The sequence below is a fragment of the Zobellella denitrificans genome (genome assembly GCF_002237365.1).
Classification (GTDB): domain Bacteria; phylum Pseudomonadota; class Gammaproteobacteria; order Enterobacterales; family Aeromonadaceae; genus Oceanimonas; species Oceanimonas denitrificans.
Genome location: NZ_NMUO01000008.1, coordinates 50,680 through 69,868, shown reverse-complemented (window position 1 = coordinate 69,868; position 19,189 = coordinate 50,680). Strand labels below are relative to the sequence as shown.

The 19,189-nt window shown below is 63.8% G+C and carries 23 protein-coding genes; 8 read left to right on the top strand and 15 right to left on the bottom strand.

The window, feature by feature from the left end; all coding sequences use genetic code 11:
- Window positions 1-212, bottom strand: a 212-nt coding sequence (locus CGX12_RS20045) for a hypothetical protein (RefSeq protein WP_217898112.1), incomplete at its 3' end; no start/stop codon positions are given.
- An 86-nt stretch (window positions 213-298) separates the two neighbouring features.
- Here CGX12_RS20045 and CGX12_RS03450 point away from each other — a divergent pair.
- The 6 genes from CGX12_RS03450 (at window position 299) to CGX12_RS03425 (ending at window position 4,462) form a co-directional block, all read left to right on the top strand.
- The gene (locus tag CGX12_RS03450; protein WP_094038506.1) at window positions 299-637 is read left to right on the top strand and encodes a MaoP family protein; all 339 of its coding nucleotides are present in this window, start codon (window positions 299-301) and stop codon (window positions 635-637) included.
- A 175-nt stretch (window positions 638-812) separates the two neighbouring features.
- Window positions 813-2,231 carry an exodeoxyribonuclease I gene (gene sbcB, locus CGX12_RS03445; RefSeq protein WP_094038505.1) on the top strand — a complete coding sequence of 473 codons (1,419 nt, stop codon included), beginning with the start codon at window positions 813-815 and terminating at the stop codon, window positions 2,229-2,231.
- Window positions 2,232-2,239: 8 nt separating this feature from the next.
- Complete coding sequence (locus tag CGX12_RS03440) at window positions 2,240-2,578, top strand: CidA/LrgA family protein (protein ID WP_094038504.1); 339 nt, start codon at window positions 2,240-2,242, stop codon at window positions 2,576-2,578.
- Window positions 2,575-3,264, top strand: a complete 690-nt coding sequence (locus CGX12_RS03435) for an LrgB family protein (RefSeq protein ID WP_094038503.1) — start codon at window positions 2,575-2,577, stop codon at window positions 3,262-3,264. The genes CGX12_RS03440 and CGX12_RS03435 overlap by 4 nt, the downstream gene beginning before the upstream one ends.
- Window positions 3,265-3,286: 22 nt before the next feature.
- Window positions 3,287-4,123: a cytidine deaminase gene (cdd, locus tag CGX12_RS03430; protein ID WP_094038502.1), complete on the top strand. Its 837-nt coding sequence runs from the start codon at window positions 3,287-3,289 to the stop codon at window positions 4,121-4,123.
- A gap of 105 nt (window positions 4,124-4,228) precedes the next feature.
- Window positions 4,229-4,462 (top strand): hypothetical protein, encoded by a 234-nt coding sequence (locus CGX12_RS03425; RefSeq protein ID WP_094038501.1) that lies wholly within the window; start codon window positions 4,229-4,231, stop codon window positions 4,460-4,462.
- A 354-nt stretch (window positions 4,463-4,816) separates the two neighbouring features.
- Here the strand turns inward: CGX12_RS03425 and recR are convergent, their stop codons facing one another.
- The 5 genes from recR to CGX12_RS03400 form a co-directional block, all read right to left on the bottom strand.
- Window positions 4,817-5,422 carry a recombination mediator RecR gene (recR, locus tag CGX12_RS03420; RefSeq protein ID WP_094038500.1) on the bottom strand — a complete coding sequence of 202 codons (606 nt, stop codon included), beginning with the start codon at window positions 5,420-5,422 and terminating at the stop codon, window positions 4,817-4,819.
- A 187-nt stretch (window positions 5,423-5,609) separates the two neighbouring features.
- Window positions 5,610-5,939 (bottom strand): YbaB/EbfC family nucleoid-associated protein, encoded by a 330-nt coding sequence (locus CGX12_RS03415; RefSeq protein WP_094038499.1) that lies wholly within the window; start codon window positions 5,937-5,939, stop codon window positions 5,610-5,612.
- A gap of 41 nt (window positions 5,940-5,980) precedes the next feature.
- Window positions 5,981-8,422: a DNA polymerase III subunit gamma/tau gene (dnaX, locus tag CGX12_RS03410; RefSeq protein ID WP_094038498.1), complete on the bottom strand. Its 2,442-nt coding sequence runs from the start codon at window positions 8,420-8,422 to the stop codon at window positions 5,981-5,983.
- Between the two features lie 6 nt (window positions 8,423-8,428).
- Entirely contained in the window at window positions 8,429-8,974 is a 546-nt protein-coding gene (gene apt / locus CGX12_RS03405; protein ID WP_094038497.1) for an adenine phosphoribosyltransferase, read from the bottom strand.
- Window positions 8,975-9,044: 70 nt separating this feature from the next.
- Complete coding sequence (locus tag CGX12_RS03400; RefSeq protein ID WP_094038496.1) at window positions 9,045-9,437, bottom strand: YbaN family protein; 393 nt, start codon at window positions 9,435-9,437, stop codon at window positions 9,045-9,047.
- 270 nt (window positions 9,438-9,707) lie between these two features.
- On the opposite strand from CGX12_RS03400, the gene CGX12_RS03395 reads away from it, so the two are divergent.
- Window positions 9,708-10,934, top strand: a complete 1,227-nt coding sequence (locus CGX12_RS03395; RefSeq protein WP_142995567.1) for a porin — start codon at window positions 9,708-9,710, stop codon at window positions 10,932-10,934.
- Window positions 10,935-10,943: 9 nt separating this feature from the next.
- Window positions 10,944-11,105, top strand: coding sequence for a hypothetical protein (locus tag CGX12_RS19820; RefSeq protein ID WP_176441989.1), 162 nt, complete (start codon window positions 10,944-10,946; stop codon window positions 11,103-11,105).
- A gap of 58 nt (window positions 11,106-11,163) precedes the next feature.
- Here CGX12_RS19820 and CGX12_RS03390 read toward each other — a convergent pair whose 3' ends face one another.
- The 9 genes from CGX12_RS03390 to CGX12_RS03350 form a co-directional block, all read right to left on the bottom strand.
- Window positions 11,164-11,355, bottom strand: coding sequence for a hypothetical protein (locus tag CGX12_RS03390; protein ID WP_094038494.1), 192 nt, complete (start codon window positions 11,353-11,355; stop codon window positions 11,164-11,166).
- A gap of 424 nt (window positions 11,356-11,779) precedes the next feature.
- Window positions 11,780-12,529 carry an SDR family NAD(P)-dependent oxidoreductase gene (locus tag CGX12_RS03385; RefSeq protein WP_094038493.1) on the bottom strand — a complete coding sequence of 250 codons (750 nt, stop codon included), beginning with the start codon at window positions 12,527-12,529 and terminating at the stop codon, window positions 11,780-11,782.
- Entirely contained in the window at window positions 12,513-13,376 is an 864-nt protein-coding gene (locus CGX12_RS03380) for a sugar phosphate isomerase/epimerase family protein (protein WP_094038492.1), read from the bottom strand. Before CGX12_RS03380 ends, CGX12_RS03385 begins: the two co-directional genes overlap by 17 nt.
- 12 nt (window positions 13,377-13,388) lie before the next feature.
- Window positions 13,389-14,273, bottom strand: coding sequence for an NAD(P)-dependent oxidoreductase (locus CGX12_RS03375; RefSeq protein WP_094038491.1), 885 nt, complete (start codon window positions 14,271-14,273; stop codon window positions 13,389-13,391).
- A gap of 31 nt (window positions 14,274-14,304) precedes the next feature.
- On the bottom strand, window positions 14,305-15,564 hold the full coding sequence (locus CGX12_RS03370) for a TRAP transporter large permease (protein WP_094038490.1): 1,260 nt from the start codon (window positions 15,562-15,564) through the stop codon (window positions 14,305-14,307).
- Window positions 15,561-16,127 carry a TRAP transporter small permease gene (locus CGX12_RS03365; protein WP_094038489.1) on the bottom strand — a complete coding sequence of 189 codons (567 nt, stop codon included), beginning with the start codon at window positions 16,125-16,127 and terminating at the stop codon, window positions 15,561-15,563. The genes CGX12_RS03370 and CGX12_RS03365 overlap by 4 nt, the downstream gene beginning before the upstream one ends.
- Before the next feature lie 116 nt (window positions 16,128-16,243).
- A complete protein-coding gene (locus CGX12_RS03360; RefSeq protein WP_094038488.1) occupies window positions 16,244-17,218 on the bottom strand; it encodes a TRAP transporter substrate-binding protein in 975 nt (324 codons plus the stop codon).
- Window positions 17,219-17,309: 91 nt separating this feature from the next.
- Window positions 17,310-18,293 carry a transketolase family protein gene (locus tag CGX12_RS03355; protein WP_198401849.1) on the bottom strand — a complete coding sequence of 328 codons (984 nt, stop codon included), beginning with the start codon at window positions 18,291-18,293 and terminating at the stop codon, window positions 17,310-17,312.
- 41 nt (window positions 18,294-18,334) lie between these two features.
- On the bottom strand, window positions 18,335-19,177 hold the full coding sequence (locus CGX12_RS03350) for a transketolase (RefSeq protein ID WP_094038486.1): 843 nt from the start codon (window positions 19,175-19,177) through the stop codon (window positions 18,335-18,337).
- Between the last annotated feature and the right edge of the window lie 12 nt (window positions 19,178-19,189).

Genomic DNA, 19,189 nt, shown 5'->3' with positions numbered 1-19,189 from the left:
CTACATCCACCACGCACATTTTCGTTTTTTAAAACACAGACGCCACCCACCAACCCACCCCCCCCTCTTTTCGCCGGCAGCTCAAAATGTGAAAAAGAACCACCTGCCCGGGCCACCTGTCCGCGTCCCCAAAAGGGCACCCGCAGGAACGGGACCGAACCCGCCGAAGGCGACAGCCGATGTCCCAAAACATCCGTAAAAATATTTTTCACGTTTCATGCAGAAAATTGATTTTGCGTACCGGCATGCGGTGCCATACTTTCCGCGATCTATAGAGCCACTTAGAGTGAGAGTGAATATGAGCTTTGAGTCACCCAAGCCTTTTCAGGACTTCGCCCACTTCCCTCGCGGGTTGCGTCGTTGCGGCGAGTTTACGGTGGCGGAAGCCCAACTGCTTGAGCAATGCGGCCATGCCATGCTGGGGTTGTATACCGGTCAGCGGGCGCCGGCCACCGATGAAGAGCAACGTTTTATCGAGCAGGTTCAGCAAGGGGCAGCCCCTGAAAGCCGCCATGCCAAAGTCTGGCTGAAATACCTGAAAGTCATAGGTCCCAAGCGCGTGCACCGCCTGTGTACCCCCATGGCCTCCGGCAGCGGCGACGAAGACTACGAGCCGGTAGAAGACGTAGCCGAGTGATCCCATCCCCAAAGGCCGGACCAGCTCCGGCCTTTTTGCTCTCCTTTTGCCTGCTGGCGGACAAAACTCAGTCGATCGTGCCTTCCCTGCCGCTTTAGTCCCCTTCTCGACTTGGGTTCACCGCCTTGCTCGCGCATAATGACGGTACCCGTCAGGCACTTCCAAAAGAACAACCATGAGCGAGCAGGCACAGCCCAGTTTCTTCTTCCACGATTATGAGACGGCGGGGGTCAATCCGGCCCTGGATCGGCCGGTGCAGTTCGCCGGCATCCGTACCGACGCCGAACTCAACGAGATCGGCGAGCCGCTGATGCTTTACTGCCGCCTGCCGCCGGACTACCTGCCCTCGCCCGAGGCCACCCTGATCACCGGCATCACCCCGCAGAAAGCCCAGCAGGAAGGGCTGTGCGAGGCCGACTTTATCGCCCGCATCCACGACGAGTTCAGCAAACCCAACACCTGCATCCTCGGCTACAACAATATCCGCTTCGACGACGAGGTGACCCGCCACACCCTGTACCGCAACTTTTACGACCCTTACGCCTACAGCTGGCAGCAGGGCAATTCCCGCTGGGATCTGCTGGACGTGGTGCGCGCCTTCTATGCCCTGCGCCCGGAGGGCATCCACTGGCCGGAAGACGAGGACGGCAAGCCCAGCTTCAAACTGGAGCGCCTCACCGCGGCCAACGGCATCGACCACGGCAACGCCCACGACGCCCTGGCCGACGTGCGCGCCACCATCGCCCTGGCCCGGCTGCTGCGCCAGGCCCAGCCCAGGCTGTTCGACTACCTGTTCGAGCTGCGCAACAAGCACAAGGTGAAGGCGCTGATCGACGTGATCGGCAACAAGCCCCTGGTGCATGTGTCCGGCATGTTCTCGGCCTGGCAGGGCTGCGCCAGCTGGATTGCCCCCCTGGCCTGGCACCCGGACAACGCCAACGCGGTGATCTGCGTCAACCTGGCGATGGATCTGAGCCCCCTGGTGGAGCTGGACGTGGAGCAACTGCGCGAGCGGCTCTATACCCGGCGGGAAGATCTGGGCGAGCTGGCCCCGGTGCCGGTGAAGCTGGTGCACATCAACAAGTGCCCGGTGCTGGCCAAGGCGGCGGCGCTCACCGAAAGCCGCGCCGACCAGCTTGGCATCGATCGCGCCCGCTGCCGCCAGAGCCTGGATCTGCTGCGCCGCCACCCGGAGATCCGTGCCAAGCTGGTGGAGCTGTACCAGCAGGAACGGGAGTTCGCGCCGGTGAGCGATGTGGACGCGGCCCTCTACCAGGGCGGCTTTTTCAACGACGCGGACAAGGCCGCCATGGCCATGGTGCGCACCAGCCGCCCCGAGGCCCTGGCCGAGCTGCCCCTGCAGTTCAACGATGCCCGCCTGCCCGAGTTGCTGTTCCGCTACCGGGCCCGCAACTATCCCCATACCCTGAGCGAGCAGGAGTGGCAGCGCTGGCGGCTGCACTGCCAGGACCGGCTGCAGGCCCAGGCCGAGCCCTATATGCACCGACTGGAACAATTGGTGATCGAGCATCAGGATGATGAACGCAAGCTGGCCCTGCTGCAGGCGGTGGCCCGTTACGTCCAGTCCCTGTGAGTGACGCCATGAAACTGATACGCGACTTTGCGGTGATCCTGGCCTGCCTGCTGGTGGGCAAGGGCGCCGCCGCCCTGCTGCCCTTCGCCTTTCCGGGCAGTATCCTCGGCCTCTTCCTGCTGTTCTTCCTGCTGAGCACCCAGCTTATTCCACTGGCCTGGGTGCACGATGGCGGCCAGCTGATCCTGCGCCATATGGCGCTGCTGTTCATCCCGGTGGCGGCCGGCCTGCTCGGCTATGTGGACGTGCTGAGCGAGGGGATCGGGCTTATCATCGCCTCCGCCCTGAGCGGCCTGGTGCTGATCCTGCTGGTGGTGGGCCGGCTCTACCAGAGGCTGCAGTCATGATGCTCTGGCTCGCCATTCCGCTCACCGCCCTGCTCTACCTGCTGGTGAAAAAGCTGGCCCGGCGGCTGAAAAGCCCGCTGGTCAACCCCATACTGCTGCCGGCACTGGCCATCATCGGCCTGCTGCTGCTCACCGGCCAGGATCCCGCCGACTACCAGGCCGGCACCCGGCCGCTCAGCCTGCTGCTGGAGCTCGCCGTGGTGGCCTTTGCCCTGCCCCTTTACCAGCAGGCGGCCAAGATCCGCCGCCAGCTGGGCCCCATACTGCTGTGCTGCAGCCTGTCGGTGCTGATCTCGGTGGGCACCACCCTGCTGATCGGCGGCCTGGTGCACGCCAACCCGGCGCTGCTGGCCTCCATCGCCACCAAGTCCATCACCACCCCCCTGGCCATGAGCGTAAGCCAGGCCATGGGCGGCATTCCGGCCATCGCCGCCGGCCTGGTGATCATCGTCGGCATGATGGGCGCCATCCTCGGTTTTCCGCTGATGCGGCTGGCGGGCATCCACCATCCGGAAGCCCAGGGCCTGGCCATGGGCGCCGGCGCCCACGCCATCGGCACCGGCGCCGCCGCCGAAGTGGGCGCGGTGCAGGGCGCCTTTTCCTCCCTGGCCATGGTGGTGTGCGGCATCGCCACCGCCGTGCTGGCCCCGCCGCTGTTTCATCTGTACCTTTGGTTCATGTCCTAAAGTCCCACTCAAGGAGGCTGTGATGGCCCAACCCCTCGACCAGGCACTGCAACAACTGCAACTCGACACCCATTGCCGTTTCAGCCCGGCGCAGATAGACGCCCTGCAACAGGCCACCGGCCTCGGCCAGGACGAGCTGGCCCTGGCCCTGCTGCCCCTGGCCCAGCAGAAGGCGCTGGTGCCGGTCTCCCACTTTCGGGTCGGCGCCCTGGCCATCGCCGACTCCGGCCACTGGTACCTGGGCGCCAACCTGGAGGTGGACGGCCTGCCGCTCAACCACTCCCTGCACGCCGAGCAGTCCGCCATCGGCCATGCCGCCCTGTGGGGGGAAAGGCGTATCGACAAGGTGGTGGTCACCGCCAGCCCCTGCGGCCATTGCCGCCAGTTTATGAACGAACTGAACCAGGACAGCCTGGCCATCGTCCTTCCCCAGACGCGCCAGAGCCTGGCCGAGCTGCTGCCCCACGCCTTCGGCCCGGCGGATCTGGGCATTGATGGCGGCATGCTCAACGCCCCGGCCGGCAGCCTCGCCTTCGATACCGAGGATCCGTTGCTGCTGGCGGCGCTGGCGGAGGCCAACGCCAGCTACGCCCCCTACAGCCAGAACCGGGCCGGGGTGGCACTGCTGCTGGACGACGGCCGCGTCTGCCGCGGCCGCTACCTGGAAAACGCCGCCTTCAACCCGAGCCTGAGCCCCATGCAGCTGGCCCTGAGCCAGGTGCTGCTGCAGGGCGCGACGCCGGCGCGGATCCGCCAGGCGGTGATGGTGGAAGCCGAAGCCGGCATCCGCCAGCACGACACCGCCGCCCAGACCCTGGCCCGGCTCAGCCCGGTGGCCCTCTATAGCCTGGTCATTTAGCGCCTGCGACCTTTGGCTAATGGCCGGGTGCCCGCCCGGCCGGCTACACTGGTCGCAACAAGCTGTTAACAATAAGGCGCCGAGGCGGTGCCGGGAAGGAGCGCCATGCACTGGCTGAAAATCATCGAAGTGTTGCTGTTGCTGGCCGGGTTGATCCTGGTGCTGGTGGGCACCCTGCGCTACGGCAGCCGCAAGCACGACTGGCTGGCCCTGCCGAAGATCGTCTTCAACCGGGCAAAAGATCTCACCTTAAGCGAATACCAGTGGCTGCGCTACGGCGGCATACTGTTGTTCGCGGGCGTGCTGGTGCGTATCGCCAACCTGACGTTTTATCCCTGAGCCGAGCGCTCCTGCCCGCAGGATCCCCGTAGGGTCGAATTTATTCGACCGAACCCCGGCGCCGTTGGCGGAACGGCCCATTGAAATGGGCCCTACGGATGGAGGTGTCTGTAGGGTCGAATTTATTCGACCGAACCCAGCGCCGGTGGTGGAACGGCCCATTGAAATGGGCCCTACGGATGGAGGTGTCTGTAGGGTCGACTTCAGTCGACCAAACCCCGGCGCCGTTGGCGGAACGGCCCATTGAAATGGGCCCTACGGATGGAGGTGTCTGTAGGGTCGACTTCAGTCGACCAAACCCCGGCGCCGTTGGCGGAAAGGTCCACTGAAGTGGACCCTACGGCAGGCTCGATTTTAATCGGCGAACGCCTTGCGGCCCATCAGGGAGTGGCTGAGGGTGTTGCCGTCCACCAGTTCCAGCTCGCCGCCGATAGGCACCCCATGGGCGATGCGGCTGACCCGAACCCCGTGGCTGCGGGCGATATCGGCGATAAAGTAGGCGGTGGCTTCCCCTTCCACCGTGGGGTTGGTGGCCAGGATCAGCTCCTCGAACTGCTCGGCGGCCAGCCAGTCGGCCAGCCGGTCCAACCCCAACTCTTCCGGCCCCACCCCGTCCAGGGGCGACAGATGGCCCATCAGTACGAAGTAGCGGCCCTGGAACTGGCCGGTCTGCTCGATGGCCACCACGTCGGCCGGGCTCTCCACGATGCACAGCTGGCCGCCCAGGGCCCGCTTGGGATTGGCGCAGATGGGGCAGATTTCTTCCTCGGTAAAGGTCCGGCACTGGCGGCAATGGCCGATGCGATCCAGCGACTGCTCCAGCACGTGGGCCAGTTTGCGACCACCGGCGCGCTGGCGTTCCAGCAGGGCAAAGGCCATCCGCTGGGCCGACTTGGGCCCGACCCCGGGCAAGACTTGCAGGCTTTTGATCAGTTCATCCAACAGGGGGCTAAAACGCATGACAGGACTCTTTGGAAGCTGGAAGCTAGAAGCTAGAAGCTAGAAGCTAGAAGCTAGAAGCTAGAAGCTAGAAGCTAGAAGCTAGAAGCTAGAAGCTAGAAGCTAGAAGCTAGAAGCTAGAAGCTGAAACGGCTGTTGGCAGACGTCAATCTTAATTCTTCCAGCTTCCAGCTCACGGCTTCAGGCTTTAAAACGGCATCTTGAAACCGGGGGGCAGCTGCATGCCGCCGGTGAGTTCGGCCATGCGGCTCTTGTTCTGCTCTTCGATGCGGCGCACGGCGTCGTTGACGGCGGCGGCCATCAGGTCTTCCAGCAGCTCTTTGTCGTCTTCCAGCAGGCTGTCGTCCAGCTCGACCCGGCGTACCGAGTGGCTGCCGGTCATGGTCACCTTGACCAGGCCTGCGCCGGCCTCACCCACCACTTCCATCTGGGCCAGCTCTTCCTGCAGCTTCTGCATCTTTTCCTGCATCTGCTGGGCCTGCTTCATGATATTTCCAAGTCCACCTTTACCAAACATAGGTTGTCACTCTTAATTGATGGGTTAACAAACGCAGTGCCTTACTGCGCCATGGGTTCGATGCTGTCGCTGTCGAGCACGGCGGCAAAGCGCGAGATAAAAAATTGTACCGCATCATCGGCCTCTATTTCATCCCTGGCACGCGCTTTGGCCGCCTGGTACAGCAGCTGTTCGATTTCGAAAGGAGTCTGCCCCTGCCCTTCGCCTATTTCCACCGTCAGGCGGACGGGCGCGGACTGCTGCTCCTTAAGCACCGCTTCCAGTTCCTGCCGGGTCTTGTCGGTCAACAGGTGGCGGTGGGCCGGGCGCAGCCAGAGCCGCCACTCGGCGTCGCTGCGCTCCAGGGTACTGTGCATGGCCAGTTGCCGCAGCAGGCCGCCCAGGGGCAACGCGGCCACCATCCGGGTCCATTCGTCCTCGGCCTGGGGCAGCAGGCTGGCGGCCTTGAGTGGCGCCGGCCCGGTATCGTTGTGCGAAGCCCTGGCCAGGCCCGTTGCCGGGGGCTTGGCCTGGGAACTGGTTGCCGGCCTTGGCTGCGCCTTGGGCGGCGCTTTTTCTGGCACGGCGCTCGGCACGGGAGCCGGCCCGGTACGGGCGGGCATCGGCTCGGCGGGGGCGCTTGCGATCGCCATGGGTTCGTCCTGCCAGGGGGGCAGATCGTCGTTGTCCCAGGGCATGTCTTCGTAGGCATCGAGCGGCGGCAATTCGTCCGCCGCCGGCCCGCTCTCGACGGGAGTCCGCATCGGCATGGGCCTTTGCGGGGCCGTGGCCACGGAGCCTGGCGCAAGCGTTGCCGGTGCGCTGACAGGCGGGGCCGCCGGTGACCTCGCCTCGGCCCTGGGCTCGACCCTGACCACCGGTGTGGCCGTTTTCTCCGGCTCCTGGCTACGCAGCCGGTTACGGGTTTGCAGCAGACGACGGATGCGGGCCACCTCGGCGGCGGCTTCGTCCACCACCGGCGCTGGCGCCGATAAGGCTTCGCCCGGCGACACCTCGCTGGCGGCAGCCCCCGCGGGCGGCAAGGCGGCCGGCTGCGCCCTCTCCTGGGCGGGCTCCTGCGGTTGCGGTTGCGGTTGCGGTTGCGGTTGCGGTTGCGGTTGCGGTTGCGGTTGCGGTTGCGGTTGCGGTTGCGGTTGCGGTTGCGGTTGCGGTTGCGGTTGCGGTTGCGGTTGCGGTTGCGGTTGCGCAACAGCCTGAGCCGGTGCCTCGCCGTTGGCAAGGGTGGCCGGATGGCCCATGCGGCCGGCCTCGGTCAGGATCTCGGCCTGCTCCTGCAGCAGTTTGGCCGCCATGGCCTCGTCGTCGTCCGCCCCTTCGGGGGCGGCCTCGGGCAACGGCGGCTCAGGCTTTTTTACGGGAGCAGCTCCGGCACCAGCTGCCGCAACAGCCGGCCTCACCACGCTCGGCGCCTCGGCGCGAAAGGCCAGGGCGCGCAGCAACGTCATCTCCAGCGCCGAACGGCCGTCGGGCGCGAAGGGCAGATCTTTGCGGCCCTGCAGGCAGATCTGGTAGTAAAGCTGGATCTGCTCGGGGGCGACCAGCGGCGCCAGGCGGTTGAGTTCGGCGGCATGGGGCAGGTTGTGGGCCGGCACCACCTGGGCCAGCGCCAGTTGGTGCCAGAAGCCGATCAGCTCCTTGTGGATCTGGTCGTAATCCGGCCCCAGGCTGGCCAATTCGGCCACCCGCGCCAGCAGGGCCTCTCCGTCGCCGGCCAGCACCGCCTCCACCAGCGCCAGCAACTGCTGGCGGTTGAGGTTGCCGAGCATGGCCTCCACCTGCGCCAGCCGCACCTCGCCGTTGCCGAAGGCCAGGGCCTGATCGGTCAGGCTCAGGGCGTCGCGCAGGCTGCCGTCGGCCGCCCGCGCCAGGGCGGCGGTGGCTTCGGGCTCGAACGGCAACTGCTCCTGCTGCAGGATGTGACGCAGCTGGCCGTCGATAAGATCCGGTTCCAGGCTCTTCAGGTGGAACTGCAGGCAGCGGGACAAGATGGTGATGGGCAGCTTCTGGGGATCCGTGGTGGCCAGCAGGAACTTCACATGGGGTGGCGGCTCTTCCAGGGTCTTGAGCAGGGCGTTGAAGCTGTGGCGGGACAGCATGTGCACCTCGTCGATAAGGTACACCTTGAAGCGGCCCCGGGCCGGCTGGTACTGCACGTTGTCGAGCAGCTCGCGGGTGTCTTCCACCTTGGTGCGGCTGGCCGCGTCTATCTCCAGCAGATCGACGAAGCGGCCCTGCTCTATCTCCTGGCAACTGGCACACTTGCCGCAAGGGTCGGCGGTGACGCCGGTGTCGCAGTTCAGGGCCTTGGCCAGCAAGCGGGCGATGGAGGTTTTGCCCACCCCGCGGGTACCGCTGAACAGGTAGGCGTGGTGCAGCCGTCCCTGGGCCAGGGCGTTGACCAGGGCGGTGAGCACATGCTGCTGGCCCACCACCTCGGTGAAGCGGCGGGGGCGCCATTTTCTGGCAAGAACCTGATAACTCATCGGCGATTAATGGCCGTCGAACTCGACCAGGCTGGTCACCTTGACGCCCAGTTTGTTCAGTCGCTGCATGCCGCCCAGGGCCGGCAGGCCGATGACGAAGGCCGCGTCCTGCACCTCGCCGCCACAACGGCGCACCAGTTTGACCGCCGCTTCCACGGTGCCACCGGTGGCCAGCAGATCGTCGACGATCAGCACCTTCTCGCCGGGCGCGATGGCGTCCACATGGATTTGCAGCTTGTCCTGGCCGTATTCCAGATCGTAGGCCACCTCTATCACCTCCCGCGGCAGCTTGGAGGGCTTGCGCGCCGGCACAAAGCCCACCCCGAGGGCGGCCGCCACCGGGGCGCCGAAGATAAAGCCGCGGGCCTCGGTGCCCAATACCTTGTTGATACCGGAGTGGCGATACAGCTCCACCAGGGTGTCTATGGTGAGGCGAAAGGCCTCGGCGTTTTCCACCAGGCTGGTGATATCGCGAAAGATGATGCCCGGCTTGGGGTAATCGGGAATGGAGACGATACTGTCGGCAATCAGCTTAAGGGTTTCTTGTTTCATATGAGACAGGCAGCCTTGTTAGGCCCGGGTATGGCACGGGCATGGCATATCAGGTTGAATTGCGGCTAGCTTAGGGCCTAGGCTGTTTCATTGCAACCGCGGGCTGGTCGGGCACCAGGGGCAAGCGCAAAAACCACACCAGCAGCGCCAAAAATGTGAGCACCAGGCCTACCTTGACCCACCACAGCGGCACTATGTAGATGGAAAAGGAAAAGCTCAGGGCCATCATCAGCAGGGCCCTTCTGCGCACATGGGCACGCAGGCCGCGATGAGCCTGCCAGTCGCGGATCATGCCACCGAACCAGGGATGGCCGACCAGCCAGGCATGCACCCGGGGCGAAGACTTGCCGAACAGAAAGGCCGACAACAGCACGAAGGGCGTGGTAGGCAACACCGGCAAAAAGGCGCCCAGTACCCCCAACCCCAATGAAAGACTGCCAAGCAGGGCAAACAATATGCGCATCCGGCCCTCCTTTGTTAACAGCCTGAGCATAGCAGGAAGCAGGCGCGGCGGGAAACCCTATACCGCGCCAGGAACCCGGCCGTTGGCCGGCCGACCCTCTTCCCGGTGAGCCTGTTGGCCCGGCCCCGAAAAGTGGCCGCGCCATCGCGACGCAATCGCATTACGCAACTATTCTTTAACATACCGCTGTGGTAGCGACTCGCCATGCCCATGAGGAGACGGCGCCGGCACAGCCCTATACATAATCATTAATTGCAGTGGAGCAAAACCATGAAAGGAACTCGAACCCTGGTGGCGAGCCTGGTTGCCCTCGCGCTCACCCCCTCGACCCAGGCCGCCAGTGACGCGGAAGAGCTCAGTCAGTTAAAGGACCAGCTCAACGCCCTGCTGAACCGCATAGAACAACTCGAAACCAAAACCGCCCAGGCCGAAGCCCGGGCGGAGGCGGCGGAAACCCGGGCGGCGGCCACAACCCCCGCCAGCCGTAGCGTCACCTCCGGCAACGACAGCATCCGCCTGTCCCTGTCGGGCCATGTCAATCGGGCCCTGCTGTACGCGGACGACGGCCGGGACGGCGATCTCTACCATGTCGATAACGACGCCTCCTCCACCCGCGTCCGCCTCATCGGCGAGGGAGATGTGGGCAACGAGCTGACCGTGGGCACCGCCATCGAACTGCAGCTTGAGTCCAATTCCACCGCCGACGTCAACCAGGAAAACGAGAGCGTTTCCGGGGACACCATCAGCGAGCGCCGCCTGGAGATCTACTTCGATCACCAGCGCTACGGCAAACTCTGGCTAGGCCAGGGCTGGACCGCCAGCGAAGACAGCTCCGAGATGGATCTCTCGGGCACTGCGCTGGCCGGCTATTCCAGCACCGGCGACATCGCCGGGGGGATCCGCTTCCGGGACGGCGACGGCAATCTGCTCGAGTCCACCGTGGGCGATACCTTTATCAACCTGGACGGACTGGGCCGGCGCGATCGCCTGCGCTACGACACCCCGAGCTTCGCCGGCCTGACCTGGTCGGTCGGCACCGTGGAAAACGATGCCTGGGATACCGCGCTCAAGTATTCGGCGGAATACGACTTCTTCACCCTCGCCACCGCCCTCGCCTACTCCAACCAGAAGGACAACGACGGCCAGGTCAACGGCTCGGTGTCCGCCCTGCTCGACAATGGCTTCAACCTCACCCTGGCCGCCGGCCGCCGGGAGCTGGACACCGCCGGAGATCCCCGCTTCTACTATGGCAAGCTAGGCTACCGCCAGCACTGGTTCCGCTTTGGCGAAACCGCCCTCTCCCTCGACTACCACCGCACGGAACATGCGGAGCTGTCGGGAGACAAGGGCCGCTCCTACGGTCTGCAGGCGGTGCAGAACATCGACCGCTGGGCCACCGAGGCCTATCTTGGCTACCGCAACTACGATCTGAGCCGTCCGGGCGTCAGCACCGAAGACATCGACGCCCTGCTGATGGGTGCCCGGATTAAATTTTAAGGAGACCACATGGCCCGATGGCTGTTGCTCGCCACCCTGCTGCTGGGGCTGTCCGCCTGTAGCCTGGGGCGACCGCTGGAATACCACAGCGACCGGGAGATACCGCCCGGCCCGGGGCTGGTCACCGGTGAACGAGGCGCCCTCACCCTGGAAACCCGGCCGTCCCACTGATCCCGGGGCTGCCGTCCGGCCCCGGTGGAGCGACTTGCTCCGCAGGCGCCGGCACTACTCAGGGCCCGCAGTAGGCAGGCGGCCTTTTGCCTTGCTTTTTCATCAGGGTGCAATGACGGTTGTCCACACCATCACCCCTGACCGACAGGGTTTGAATGGTCGGCTGCTCGGGCGCCGGGAGTACCGCCTGCGCGGGCACTGTTCCCAGGGCAAACACGGCGGCCACCATGAGTGAAGTGATGACTTTCATAATGCTTCTCCCTTCTTTTCCATTGGCGGCCCTGCGGCAACCAGCGCGCCCTGCAGAGCCGGCACTATCCGGATGACAACCCCACCGCCAGCATGCGCTCGCCGAACGGTTGGGTACTCTCTCTTGGGGTTGTCCCCAGCCCTTATAAAACATGACCGGGATGCCCGTGGTTTTGCTGCAAGACAGGCCCCTTTGTGGGTCGCTACCACAGCGCCGGGAGCCGGGACGGCAAGCCCGCCGGTGTCCTTGAGGAACTTGAAAAATCGGGGAGATCGGAGCAGACGCCCACGAGGGAGATGGATAGGCGTCATATGCAGTAAACAGAAAACCCCCTCCCGGGCGGAAGGGGTTTCCGGCAATCGGGAGGGGCCGGGTGTCGGCCCCTTCTTGTTTTACCATGCCAGCAATGACGCCCTGGGCACCATCAGTAAATATGCATGCCGCCGTTCACATCGATGGTGGCGCCGGTGATGTAGCTGGACAGATCCGAGGCCAGGAACAGGAAGGCCTTGGACACGTCCTCCGCCGCCCCCAGGCGGTTGAGGGGAATGGTGGTCAGGATCTTTTCCTTCATCTCGGGGGTCAGCTTGCCGCCGGTGATATCGGTCAGGATCAGGCCGGGGGTGACCGAGTTAATGCGGATATTGTGCCCCCCGAACTCCCGGGCCATGGCCTTGCCCAGGCCCAGCATGCCCGCCTTGGCGGCGCTGTAGTGGGGGCCACCGAAAATGCCGCCACCACGCTGGGCCGATACCGAGGAAGTGTTCACTATGGATCCACTGTTCTGGCTGACCATCTGCGGCAACACCGCCTGGGACATGTACAGCATACCGCGCAGACTGACATCGGTGACCTGTTCGTAGTTCTCGGGGGTGATCTCCAGGGTCTTCAGCGGCTGGGTGATGCCGGCGTTGTTGAGCAGCACGTCGATACGACCGAATTTCTCCAGCACCGCGGCGACCGCCTTCTCGCAGGAGGCCTTGTCGGTGACGTCGCAGGCCACGCCGAAGGCGCGCTCGCCCACCGCCCTGGCCGCTTCCTCGCTCTGGGCCTGGTTCAGATCCAGGATGGCCACATAGGCGCCGTGCTTATGGAACAGCTCGGCGGTATTGCGGCCGATACCGCGGGGGCTGGCGGCACCGGTAATGACACACACTTTATTTTCCAGCAACATGGTCTATCTCCTTTAATACATCGTCAAGAAAAGTCAGGGATTTCAACAACTCGTTTTCAATTTCCGCCAACGGCAACAGCGTTGTCTTCTTGTAGGGTTTGGCGTCGTTATTGCGCAACAGCCGGAAGGGCAGTTCCAGACTGAATGACAATTCGGGAAAAGCGGCCTCGATGGCCGGCAGCAACCGGATAAAATCTATCTGGCCTTCGCCCAGGGCACAGAAGTGGTATTTTTCATCGCGGTAATAGGCGTCCTTGATATGCAGGTGCTCGCAGTACGGCAGGGCCTGCAGGGTATCGGCCACCGGATCCAGCCAGGGGCGGTGGGAAATGATGTTGCCCACGTCGTAATTGATGCTGAACACGTCTCGCTCCAGCCGCGCCAGCAAGGCGGGGATGTCGGCAGCGCTGTTCAGGATGTTGTCGACCCGGTCGCCGGGATTTTCCAGGCAAACCCGCAGGCCATGCTGGCGGGCGATGGCCGCCATATCCGGTGCCAGCTCGAAGAAACGTTCGGCGGTGGCCAGGGTGGCGGCATTGGTGACAAAGCGGGAGGCACCGAGCTCGGCGGCGAAGCGGGCCCGCACCTCGAACTGGGCGATAGCGTCTTCATCCCCCAGGTTGATATGGCCCGAAAAGGTGGGGCAGCGCTGCCCCAGGGAGTTCATCAGGGCCACCAGCTCACGGGCATAATCCCGGCTCAGATCGGCATCGGTAAACTCGTTGACGTAGCCCTTGATAAAGGCCAGCTCCACATTTTTTATGCCGCACCGCTGCATCGACTGCAGGATCTCAGGCATGGCATAGCCGTCGTAAGCACCGGTGCTTACGGAAATATCTCGTCCCATGGAATCTTTCCTTTATGCTTGGCAGTTGCCGTTAATCAGGTCGTAGCTCTGGATCACCTGGCTGTCATCCGCCTGGCCCAGGCCGCGGCCGGCGGTGGCGAGGAACATCTGGTGCGCCGCCGCCGCCAGCGGCAGTGCCACCCGGCTGTCGCTGCCCGAAGCCAGCACTATGCCTAAGTCCTTCACGAAAATGTCGATGGCGCTGGTCACCTCGGGATCATCCCGCAGCATGCGAGGGCCCCTGTCCTTCAGCATCCAACTGGCCGCCGCCGAGCCGCTCATGATCTCGAGCAACACCTGCAGATCCACCCCGGCCTTGCGCGCCAGGGAAAAGGCCTCGGCCACGGCGGCGATGTGCACGCCGCACAGCAGTTGGTTGACGGTCTTGACCACGGCGCCCTGTCCCGGCTCTTCGCCCACGTGGAACACCTTGTCACCCATGCCCCGCAGCACCGGAAAAATACGTTCGAAGACGGCTGCCGGTGCCGCCGCCATGATCGACAGGGTGCGGGCCCGGGCACCGACCACGCCGCCGGACACAGGGGCATCCACCAACTGCCGGCCGACGGCCGCTACCCGCTCCGCCAGCCGGGCTACCGCCGCCGACGGGCAGGTGGCCATCAATACCACCAGGGCGTCGTCCGCCAGGCTCTCAAGAGCCCCCTCGTCAAACAGTATCTGTTCGGCCTGGGTCGCGTTGACCACCATCAGGATCAGGGCGTCTGCCCCCCGGGCCGCGTCCCGGGCCGAGTCGCAGACCCGGCCGCCGGCGTCTGCCAGGGCCGCCAGGGCCCGAGGATTCATGTCGAAACCGGCCACCGGAAAGCGTGCCGACAGCAGGTTCCTGGCCATGGGCAGGCCCATGGAGCCCAGGCCGATAAAGGCTAATTGATTCATTTGCTGCTCCTTGTCGCGTCGTTCGCCGCGGTTAATAGATGGTGAAGGCCGGCACATAGGAGATCAGCAGCAGCACCGTAATCGCCACCAGGTAGAAGGGCCACAGCTCCCGCACAATGCGGCCGATCTTTTCCCGAGAGATGGCCGCGGCCACAAACAGGGTGGTACCTATGGGCGGGGTGAACAGGCCGATGCTCAGGTTCACCGCCATCATGATGCCGAGCTGGATGGGGTCCATGCCGATGCTGTTGCCCACCGCCACCAGGGTGGGACCGAGCAGCAGAATGGCGGCCGGCAGGTCCAGGAACATGCCGATGCACAGCAGCAGGATGTTCATGGCCAGGATGATCATCCAGGGGCTGGAGAACGCTTGCTGGGCGTAGCTGGCGATCTGGTTGGGGATCTGTTCGGTGATCAGCACATGGCCGACCAGGTTGGAGGCGACGATCACCAGCATTACGATGCCGGTGGTCAGGGCGGTGCCCACCAGGGCGCCGATCACCCGCTTGACGGTCAGATCCCGGTAGATGCACAGGCTGACCACCAGGGCATAGGCCACGGCGATCACGCTCACCTCGGTGGGAGTGGCGATGCCGGCGCGCAGCAGGATCACGATAAACAGCGGCATGGCCAGGGCAGGGGCGGCGAACAGCAGCGCCTTGAGCAACCCGCGTACCGAGAAGCTCTCTTTCAGCAGCGGGAAGCCCCGCAACCGCCCGGAGAAATAGCACACCATCATCATGCCGCCGGCCAGCATGATCCCGGGCAGTATGCCGGCCACGAACAGCGAGGCAATGGAGCTGTTGGACACCAGGGCATAGAGGATCAGCGGGATGGAAGGCGGGATCAGCCCGGCAATGACCGATGACGAGGCGGTGACCGCGGCGCTGAAGGCACCCGGATAGCCTTCCCGCTTCTGCCAGGGGATCAGCATGGAGCCCAGGGCCGAGGCCTCGGCCACCGCCGAACCGGACACCCCGCCGAACACGGTGGAGCCCACCACCGTTACCTGGCCCAGGCCGCCGTGAAAGCGCCCTACCAGGTAGGCGGCAAAGTCCACCAGTTTCCGGCCCAGGGTGCCGGACATCATCAGGCTGCCGGACAGGATGAAGAAGGGGATGGCCAGCATGGGAAAGCTCTGGGTGGGCTGGAACAGCTTCAGTACCGCGATCACGCTGGGCGCATCGCCCACGAACAAGACTGCCGCGCCGGCACTGATAATCAGCGCATAACCGACCGGAAACGCAAACAGCATCAGCAGGGCAAACAGCCCTATCATCAACGGAGTCATTCTGCCACCTCGGATTTAGTCATACGCTGATCAAAGGCGGACGCATCGGCCAAAAACCAGAGAATATTGGTGAACGCGGTCAGGGCGATGGCGCCGAAACCATACACAAGCGCCATATAGGCGTAGCTGGAAGAAATGCCGGAGATGGGGAATAACTGCCTGCCGGCAATGCGGACCACATCCACGCCGATATAAGCGAGGTAGCTGAAGGTCACAACCACCACCAGTTGCATCACCAGCATCAGCACCCGGGTCGCCGGGATATTGAGCAGTCCCAGGACGGCATTGACCGCCACGTGCTGGCCCCGCTGGGCCGCGGCGACGATGGCGCCCATCACCAACCAGGGAAAGAGCAGGTTCGGCATCTCCGCCGGCCAGCCCAGGCTTTGGGTGGTGAGATAACGCACCACCACATCGGCGCCAAGGAACAGGAACAAAGAGACAATCGCCGCCATGAAAATACCCAGTGCGGTATATTCAACGGCCTTGTCCAGCCCGCACAATAATCGGGCACCGGTACCGCCGCATGATGGTTGATACATGAGTTTTCCCTGTACGTTCATTTTCCGCCTCCTTGTTGAGGGGGTTGCAAGTCCCCGTTTTTCTATGCGCCCTGATGGGTGCGACACAAAAACAGGCACTCCGGAACAAGGCGGGGGAAAGTCCCCCGCCCTCGGGCTTACTTGGCGCGGGCCGCTTCCGCCACCAGTAGTGGTACCAGCTCCGGATACTGCTGCTGCCACTTGTCGTAGACCGCCTGGGTGGCCTCGGCAAAGACCTGGCTGTCGACGGCATTGAACTGCACGCCAGCCGCTTCCATCTCTGCACGCAGCTTGGACTCCTGCTCGACAAAGGTTCTGCGGTTGAACTCGCCGGCTTCCATCGCCGCTTCCTTGACTGCCTGCTGATCCGCCTCGGACAGACCATCCCAGATGAGTTTGCTCGCCAGCAACGGCGTGGACTCGTATTTGTGGCCGGTCAGGGAGATGTATTTCTGCACCTCGTAGAGTTTGGAAGAATGGATATTGGCCAGCGGATTCTCCTGGCCGTCCACTACGCCCTGCTGCAGCGCGATGTACAGCTCGGAGAACGCCATGGGCGTGGGGTTGGCACCCAGGGTCTGGAAAATATCCACCGTCATGGTATCGGGCGGGGTTCTCAGCTTGATACCGGCCAGATCCCCGGGTTTGGTGATGGGGCGGACGTTGTTACTGACATGACGGATGCCGTTGTCCCAGAACGACAGCACCACCAGTCCTTCTCGCTCGGCCAGGGCACCCAGCTCTTCACCCACGGGGCCATCCAGCGTCTGCCAGGCCTCTTCCGAGCTGGAAAACAGGAACGGCAGTCCAATCAGGCCAAATTCGGGGATCACGCTGGAGGTGGTGCCCTGGGAGTTGGCGCTGAAGGCGATGGCGCCCAGGCGCATGGAGGTGATGGCTTCGCTGTCTTCACCGAACTGGGCGTTGCCGCCGACGACCACCTTGATGCGGCCGTCGGTTTTTTCTTCCACCAGTTTGGCAAACAGCAGGGAGGCTTCGGCCTTGGGATTGCCGTCTGCGGCGTTATGGGCCAGACGCAATGTTTGCTGGGCCCATACCGGGGCAGAAGCGAGCGTGATAGCCAGTGCGGCGGTGGTCAGTACCTTTTTCATATCACAATCCTTACTAGTGAGAGTTATGTCCATATTTCACACAAAGGGCCGAGATCCCGATGGCCACAGGCCCCATGTCAGTTACCGCGTCTCAGAGCCATTCCCGGGTTCGGGCCACGATGCGATCCACGGAGATGCCGTAGCGGTCGTGCAGGGTGGGCAAGGCACCCGCATCCAGGAACTGATCCGGCAGTCCAATATGGCGGAATGCGGGGGTGACTCCGGCCCGCAACAGGGTGCCGGCCACCGCCTCGCCCAGGCCGCCGACGACAGAGTGATTCTCGGCCACCACCACCATGCGTCCGGGCTTGGCGGCTTCCCGCAGTATGGTGGCTTCGTCCAGGGGCTTGATGGTCGGCACGTGCAGCACCGCCGCGTCCACGCTGTCCTTCTGCAGCCGCTTGGCGGCGTCCAGGGCGCGCATGGTCATGAAGCCGGAAGAAATGAACAGCACCTCGCGGCCGTCGCGGAGCAACTTGGCCTTGCCCAGTTCGAAGCGGTAGTCATACTCGTCCAGTACCAGCGGCACATTGCCACGCGGCAGGCGCATGTATACCGGCCCCTGGTGCTCGGCGATGGCCGGCACCGCCTGCTCCACATCCAGGGCGTCGCACGGATCCACTATGGTCAGGTTGGGCATGGCACGGAAAATGGCGATATCGTCGGTGGCCTGGTGGCTGGGGCCGTACCCCGTGGTCAACCCCGGCAGGGCACAGGCGATCTTGACGTTCAGGTTTTCTTCGGCGATGGCCATGCAGATGAAATCGTAGGCCCGGCGCGAGGCAAACACCGCGTAGGTGGTGGCGAAGGGCAAGGCGCCTTCCCGCGCCAGGCCGGCGGCCGCGCTCATCAGCAGTTGCTCGGCCATGCCCATCTGGTAGAACCGCTCCGGGTAACGCTGGGCGAAAATATGCAGATCGGTATATTTGGCCAGGTCGGCGGTCAGGCCCACCACATTCGGATTGGTTTCCGCCAACTGGCTCAAGGCATGGCCAAAGGGAGCCGGGGCTGTTTTTTGTCCTTCCTCGGCGATGGAGGCAATCATGGCCGAAGTTTTCAGGCGAACTTTACTCATGTTAGTGTCCTTGTTATCCATTCACGGCAGATAAAACATCGTTATCGGGCTTGAAAGCCGGCATCCAGCGCGGCCAGGGCCTGCTCCCACTCCGACGGCTCGACCCGGATGAAGTGGGTCTTCTCGCGCTGCTCCAGGAATGGCACGCCCTGCCCCATGCGGGTGTCACAGATGATGATCCGGGGACCCTTGAAGTCGCTGTGGCGGGCCTGGTCGAAGGCCTGGCTGACCGCCGCTATGTCATTGCCGTTGACCCTTTGCACCTGCCAGCCGAACGCCTGCCATTTGTCGGCCAGGGGCTCGAAGTTCAGGATCTGGGTAGAGGGACCATCCGCCTGCTGGTTGTTGACATCGACGATGGCGATCAGATTGTCCAGCTGCCAGTGGCCGGCGGACATGGCCGCCTCCCAGGTGGATCCCTCATTCAGTTCACCATCGGACAGCAGGTTGTAGATAAACGAGCCGGACTGCTTTCTTTTCAGCCCCAGCGCCATGCCCACGGCGATGCCGAGGCCCTGGCCCAGCGAGCCGCCGGTGATTTCCATGCCAGGGGTATAGGAGGCCATGCCGGACATGGGCAACCGGCTTTCATCGGAGCCGTAGGTTTCCAGCTCGTCTTCCGGCACGATTCCGGCTTCGATCAGCGCGGCATAGAGGGCGATGGCGTAGTGGCCGATGGACAACAGGAAACGATCCCGACCTTCCCATTCGGGCTCGTCAGGCCGGTAATTGAGCGCCTGGAAGTAGGAGACCGCCAGCACATCGGCAATGCCCAGGGCCTGGCCCACATAGCCCTGCCCCTGAACCTCGCCCATGCGCAGGGCAAACCGGCGAATGCGGTAGGCGCGCTCTTCCAGACTGATTTGGACATGTTCCTGTTGCATAATAACCCCTTG